6 protein-coding genes are annotated in these 6210 nt (G+C 60.2%); 4 read left to right on the plus strand and 2 right to left on the minus strand.

The genetic code is table 11. The features are described from left to right. The first annotated feature begins 22 nt into the window (after positions 1 to 22). The gene (locus FSO04_RS31090; RefSeq protein ID WP_168435910.1) at positions 23 to 2788 is read left to right on the plus strand and encodes an MGH1-like glycoside hydrolase domain-containing protein; all 2766 of its coding nucleotides are present in this window, start codon (positions 23 to 25) and stop codon (positions 2786 to 2788) included. A gap of 223 nt (positions 2789 to 3011) precedes the next feature. Here the strand turns inward: FSO04_RS31090 and FSO04_RS31095 are convergent, their stop codons facing one another. Continuing rightward, complete coding sequence (locus FSO04_RS31095; RefSeq protein WP_166618289.1) at positions 3012 to 3275, minus strand: DUF4148 domain-containing protein; 264 nt, start codon at positions 3273 to 3275, stop codon at positions 3012 to 3014. Between the two features lie 568 nt (positions 3276 to 3843). On the opposite strand from FSO04_RS31095, the gene FSO04_RS31100 reads away from it, so the two are divergent. The 3 genes from FSO04_RS31100 to FSO04_RS31110 all read left to right on the plus strand — a co-directional run bounded on the left by FSO04_RS31100 (position 3844) and on the right by FSO04_RS31110 (position 5979). Next, positions 3844 to 4209, plus strand: a complete 366-nt coding sequence (locus FSO04_RS31100) for a DUF2946 domain-containing protein (protein WP_154565439.1) — start codon at positions 3844 to 3846, stop codon at positions 4207 to 4209. 137 nt (positions 4210 to 4346) lie between these two features. After that, on the plus strand, positions 4347 to 5405 hold the full coding sequence (locus FSO04_RS31105) for a transporter (protein WP_154565440.1): 1059 nt from the start codon (positions 4347 to 4349) through the stop codon (positions 5403 to 5405). Beyond that, on the plus strand, positions 5395 to 5979 hold the full coding sequence (locus tag FSO04_RS31110) for a TlpA disulfide reductase family protein (RefSeq protein WP_154565441.1): 585 nt from the start codon (positions 5395 to 5397) through the stop codon (positions 5977 to 5979). Before FSO04_RS31105 ends, FSO04_RS31110 begins: the two co-directional genes overlap by 11 nt. A 73-nt stretch (positions 5980 to 6052) precedes the next feature. Here the strand turns inward: FSO04_RS31110 and FSO04_RS31115 are convergent. Further along, a partial coding sequence (locus FSO04_RS31115) for an aldehyde dehydrogenase family protein (protein WP_154565442.1) occupies positions 6053 to 6210 on the minus strand: 158 nt, incomplete at its 5' end.

The raw sequence follows: 6210 nt of genomic DNA on the forward strand, positions 1-6210 counted from the left end.
CGATTTCGGGTTGGGAGGTTCCGTGCCACCGCTACGCGCAATCAATCTGCTCCAGTCGAAGGAAGGTGCCCGTCTCCATGGTCCGGAACTCGACCGCTGGCGCCGCTGGGGGCCTTATCTAAGCGACCGGCAATGGGGCACCGTTCGCGAAGACTACAGCGAATACGGCACCGCATGGGACTACTTTCCGCACGACCATGCGCGCAGCCGCATGTACCGCTGGGGTGAGGACGGCATTGCCGGATTCGGCAACGACCCGCTCGACTGGTGCGTATCGCTCGCCCTCTGGAACGGGCACGATCCGATCATCAAGGACCGGCTCTTCGGGCTGACGAACGCGCAAGGCAATCACGGCGAGGACGTGAAGGAGCTTTACTTCTATCTCGACGGCACGCCGACGCATTCGTACATGAAGATGCTGTACAAGTATCCTCACGACGCGTACCCGTACCAGGATCTGATCGATGAAAATCTGCGGCGCGGCGCCGATCAGCCCGAATATGAAATTCTCGATACGGGCGTGTTCGACGATAACCGCTACTTCGACGTCTGCGTCGAGTATGCGAAGCACACGCCCGACGATATCGTAATGCGCGTTAGCGTCGAAAACCGCGCGGATCAGCGCGCGGCGCTTCATCTGTTGCCGCAATTCTGGGCGCGCAACCGATGGGCGTGGTCGGGCAAGCCCGGCAAGCCGTCGCTCACGCTGGAGCCGAATACTGAGGAAGGCGCGCGCGTCGTCGCGCACAATCCCGCGCTCGGAACGATGATCGTGACGGCGTCGGCGCAACAGCCGATCGAGTGGCTCTTCTGTGAAAACGAAACGAATGTGCGCCGCATTTTCGGCTTCGAAGGAGCGGGACCGTTCAAGGACGGCTTCAATGACTACCTCGTTGACGGCGACGAGCAGGCAATCCGGCGCGACAAGGGCACCCGCGCCGCCGCGCATGTGTATCTACAGTTCGCGCCTCATGAGCGCTCGGTGCTGTATCTGCGCTGGCGTCCAGAATCGTCCCCGGCTGCGGCTTCGAATACCGTGCCGCTCGAGATCAACGAGCTCTTTGCGCGCCGGCAAGCGGAGGCCGACGAATTCTATGCGGCGCTTCAGCACGACATCCCCGACGCCGATGCTCGGCTCGTGCAGCGTCAGGCGCTCGCCGGCATGCTGTGGTCGAAGCAGTACTACCAGTTCGACGTGACGCGCTGGCATGACGGCGACCCCGGCCAACCGAATCCACCGAGAGCACGGAGGCGCGGCCGCAACGCGGACTGGCGGCACATGTGCAATGGCGACGTCGTGTCGATGCCCGACAAGTGGGAGTATCCATGGTACGCGTCGTGGGACCTCGCGTTTCATGCGGTCGCGTTCGCCATGATCGATCCCGACTTCGCGAAGAAGCAATTGCTGCTGCTCGTGAAGGAGCGTTATATGCATCCGAACGGGCAATTGCCCGCCTACGAGTGGGCGTTCGGCGATGCGAATCCGCCCGTTCATGCGTGGGCAACATGGCGTGTGTATGAACTCGACCGCGAGGTGACGGGCATTGGCGATCATGAGTTTCTTGAAGTCATGTTCCACAAGCTGCTGCTCAATTTCTCGTGGTGGGTCAACCGCAAGGACGCCGATGACCGCAACATCTTTCAGGGCGGCTTTCTTGGGCTCGACAATGTCGGCATCTTCGACCGGTCTTCGCCGCTGCCGACTGGCGGCCGCATAGATCAGGCCGATGGCACTGCGTGGATGGCCTCATACGCGCTCGACCTGATGCAGATCGGCCTCGAACTGGCGATGACGAACAGCGCGTACGTCGAAATCGCGGTGAAGTTCTTCGAGCACTTTCTGTATATCGCGGAAGCGGTCAGTTGCAGCGAAGGCTGCAGAACAGGGTTATGGGACGGACAAGACGAATTCTTCTACGACGTACTGCACCTTCCGGACGGTACCCGTGTGCCAATGCGCATTCGTTCAATCGTCGGACTGATTCCTCTGTTCGCCGTTCACGTGCTCGAGGATCGGGTGTACGGTCATCTGCCGGGATTGCGCGAACGGCTGGCGTGGTTTCTCGATCATCGGCCCAATCTGGCAAAGCTGGTCTCGCGCTGGACCGAACCCGGCACGGGCAACACGACGCTGCTGTCGCTGTTGCGCGGACAGCGGATGACAGCGCTGTTGCGCCGCGCGCTCGATGAAAACGAATTTCTCTCCGAGCACGGCGTGCGGGCGCTTTCCCGTGTGCATCGGGATGCACCGTACGTCTTCGACCATGATGGCGTGAGCCTCCGCGTTCAATACCAGCCAGCCGAATCGGACTCGCGTGTTTTTGGCGGCAATTCGAACTGGCGCGGGCCGATCTGGATACCAGTCAACTATCTGCTGATCGAATCGCTGTATGAGTTCTATCGCTACTACGGTGATGAGTTTCGCATCGAATATCCGACGGGATCGGGCAACCGCGCTTCGCTGAGCGGGATCGCCGACGACCTTGCACGGCGAGTCACCACGCTCTTTCTCAAAGACGCACAAGGCGTGCGGCCCGTGATGGCCGCTTATCCGATGCTGCAAGCCGACCCGCGTTCGCAGGATCTCGTCCTGTTCCATGAGTACTTTCACGGCGACACTGGACGCGGGGTCGGCGCTTCGCATCAGACCGGCTGGAGCGGGCTCGTCGCGCTGCTGCTCCAGCCGCGCATGATGAAGCTGTCCCATGTAGCGCCTGATGTTGCGCCCGATGTAGCGCCTGATGTTGCGTCGGTGGCCGAAGACACCGCATCAGCCATGGCTCGGTAGCGATGTGTTAGCGTTCCACCGCGAAACAGGCTGCCTGGCGACGTCGACTATTTCACGAAGGTTCAGGACTACGACGAACAGGACTGGTCGAACAACATCGCAACGCACCAGGCGATCATGCTCGGCGACGTTGCGATTGTTCCGGTTACTTTCGGCTCGAAAGACAAAATCAGCCTGTTGGTGTTTCTCCGCAAGCAAGGCGTCGGCCATCCCGTGCATCTGCTCATTCTCCGCCGTAGAGCGCGTTCAGGCGATCCATCGTGCCGTCCTGCTGGGCGCGCTGCAATTCCTGTTTGACCTCCGCGCGAGTCTTGCCATGGATGGCACCGCTATCGCTACCGCCCACGGACGTACCGCCGACTGCGTCCGACGTCATAGCTGCGTTGCTGTCGGTGGTCGTTTTGGATGTGTCGGTGTTGTCACCCGCATAGGCGAGCGTGGTGCACAACGTCAATGCGGCAATAGGGATCAAAGTCAGAGCTTTCATCATATTCTCCAGCATGGTGCATGACATGCCCGACGCCAATCGAATCACACAGTTTGCGCCGGGATTTCGTGCCGCTTCGAAAAGCATCAAGGGTTCTCGCAAAGACTCGGCACGCTCTTGTAATACCCGGGCAGAATTTCCTTTATTCCCGAGTGATCTCCCTTTTTTGTATCGCGACTTGCCCCGTTCTTTCCCTACTCTTTTGTAGGATATTTACCCATCGGCGCTGTCAAAAGCTTGCGCGACAATCGTCTACAACACACTAGCCGGTCGGTACGTCAAGATCATGCCTCGCCTTTTCAATTCGAAGATTGGCGGCATTCTCAGATTGCTTGCAATCCCGATGGCAATGCTCGCACCGCCGGTCTCGCAAACCCTTTCGGCTGATCAACGTGTCGATCTGACCGCGGGCGCTTTCTGTTCCGCGCGAAACGGTCCCGACTCTCAATTACCCAACGATGTACCTGTCCAGCCGATCCGGCCCCTTCCGGCTGATGGCACGCATAAGGAAGGTGCTATACGGGCCCGCTATCCGACGGATAGAATCCTGAAAAATTTTTGACTACCCATGAAGCTCGGCGTCCACAAACACTCCGTCGCGTGGCTTGGCCTTATCGCCATGTGGCTTGTCGTTTTCGCGCCGCTCGTGAGCCAGTTGCTCGTTGCCTCCCGCGCCGATGAGCCGGTCAGTGCCATCTGTTCGGCAGTCGACAGTGACGCTCCCGCCGCACACCATGCGTCCCCGGACAAGACCGCAGCGTGTGGATACTGCGACTTCCTCGCTCATCATGTAGCCGCTCCGAGTGTCCCTCCGGCCGGCCTCGTTGCAACGCTTTCACTAGCGGATGCGCAAGTATCGGCGCCGCCCCCGTTTGTCCCTCACTCGGCCGCGTTTCCATCCGGCCGGCCTCGCGATCCTCCCGTCCTTTCCTAGTCGTTGTTTCTGTCAGTCGCAGCGTCAGCCTGCTTCGTAATCAGGCCGTCGCGGCAGTCTGTCGTCTCAGGAAAACACGCACGTCCTTCCTCCCGAGGGGGGGTCGACGAGCGCCCGCATCGAGCGGAGAGGAAACCATGTCTACCAACCCGAACGCGCTATTGCGCTGCACGCTGCCTTTCGTCATGGCCGCGATCTTTCCCGCTGCGGCTCACGCATGCGCCACTTGCGGCTGCTCCTTGAGCACCGATGCAGCGATGGGCTATTCCGCCGCCCCTGGCTGGCGAATCAACATCGAATACAACTTCATCAACCAGAACCAGTTGCGCAGCGGCACCGGTTCAGTGTCGAACACACAACCCGCCAGCATCAATGACGCCGGTGGCAGCCAGGAGGTGGAGCGCCAGACGATCAATCGATACATCAATCTCGGCATCAGCTATAGCCCAAGCGCGAGCTGGAACTTCAGTGCGCTCATTCCTTATATTTACCGTAGCCACACGACATATGGCAACGCGACGACGGACCAGCTCACTCCCGACAACGTGAGCGGCGCAACCAGCAAAGGCCTGGGAGACATCAAGCTGATCGCCAGCTATCAGGGTTTTCTACCTACGCACAATCTTGGATTGCAGCTTGGCGTCAAGTTACCCACGGGGCGGTATGGCGGTCAGAACGTCAACACCGGCGCAACCGTTGGGCACAACCCAGTGTTCTTCTCGAACGGCCCCAATGCGGCCGCAGGCCAGGCGCTCGACACCAGCTTGCAGCCGGGCACCGGCAGTACTGACCTGATTGTAGGGGCCTACTATTACCAGGCGATCAGCCAGAACTTCGACGCGTTCATTAACGGGCAATTCCAGTCCGCAATCGTGGAGAATCTCGATCACCCCGGCGCGACATACCGCCCCGGGAATCTGGCCAGTTTGAGCCTCGGCCTGCGCTACGAGGCGAATCCGAAGTGGGTTCCGCAGTTGCAGATCAACGTTACCCGCAAGAGCCATGACCAGGGCACGCTTGCGGATACTGCGAACACAGCGGGAACCGTCGTCTATCTCAGCCCCGGCATCACCGTCAACGTATGGAAAAACCTGGAGGTGTATGGCTTCGTGCAGCGCGCTATATACAGCAAACTCGACGGTTATCAGTTGTTTCCACGCTGGAGCGGCAACGTGGGGATGAGCTATGCGTTCTGACGAATCGCGAGCGCCACTGGCGCATGACGACCCCGCCTCCTCGATATCGACTGCGCGGCGCGCGTGGTTGCGTGCCGTGCTGGCAGTGTGCCTGGGTGCAGGCGGGTTGGGCCGGCCCTTGGTGGCCCGCGCGGCCACGCTGGCCGTTGGTCAACCTGCTCCGCCTCTAGTCCTTCATACACTGGATGGCCGGAGCATAAGCAGCGCTGATCTGCTCGGCAAAGTGGTTATTCTGACGTTCTGGGCCACCTGGTGCGAGCCGTGCCGTGACGAACTGCCTCTGCTGTCGGCCTATGCCGTGCGCAACGCAAATAGCGGGCTGCAAATACTCGGGTTCAGTCTGGATGGAGCAGACGATCTGTCAACCGTTCGCGAGGTTGCCGCCGGCCTTAGTTTTCCGGTGGGCCTGCTGGGCAGCGCCTGGGCAGGTGACTACGGGCGCATGTGGCGCATTCCGGTGAGCTTCACGATCGGACGAACGGGTCTCCTCGCGGACAACGGGTGGGACGACAAATCTCCCGTTTGGACATCCGATCGCTTGCAACGCGTTGTCACGCCACTTCTGAGGCAATAGAGGCGTAAATGACGGGTGCGAATTGTGGTGACCGTCTGCTTACGAGCCCACCGGATTTGACCGTTTCGCGCTTCTAAACAGCCAGGACCGACACTGCCTTCGTCACCAGATAACCTTCCATCGCCTCCGGACCGCCTTCCGACCCATAGCCCGAATCCTTCACGCCGCCAAACGGCATTTCCGGCCAGGGCGTGGCAGGCTGGTTGATCCACAGCATGCCGACTTCCATCT

Source organism: Paraburkholderia madseniana (assembly GCF_009690905.1).
Taxonomy (GTDB): domain Bacteria; phylum Pseudomonadota; class Gammaproteobacteria; order Burkholderiales; family Burkholderiaceae; genus Paraburkholderia; species Paraburkholderia madseniana.

Excerpts from the sequence above, each read along its gene's own strand:
- FSO04_RS31110 (WP_154565441.1), top strand. The coding sequence starts at position 5,395 with ATGCGTTCTGACGAATCGCGAGCGCCACTGGCGCATGACGACCCCGCC.
- FSO04_RS31100 (WP_154565439.1), top strand. The coding sequence starts at position 3,844 with ATGAAGCTCGGCGTCCACAAACACTCCGTCGCGTGGCTTGGCCTTATC.
- FSO04_RS31095 (WP_166618289.1), bottom strand. The coding sequence starts at position 3,275 with ATGAAAGCTCTGACTTTGATCCCTATTGCCGCATTGACGTTGTGCACC.
- FSO04_RS31105 (WP_154565440.1), top strand. The coding sequence starts at position 4,347 with ATGTCTACCAACCCGAACGCGCTATTGCGCTGCACGCTGCCTTTCGTC.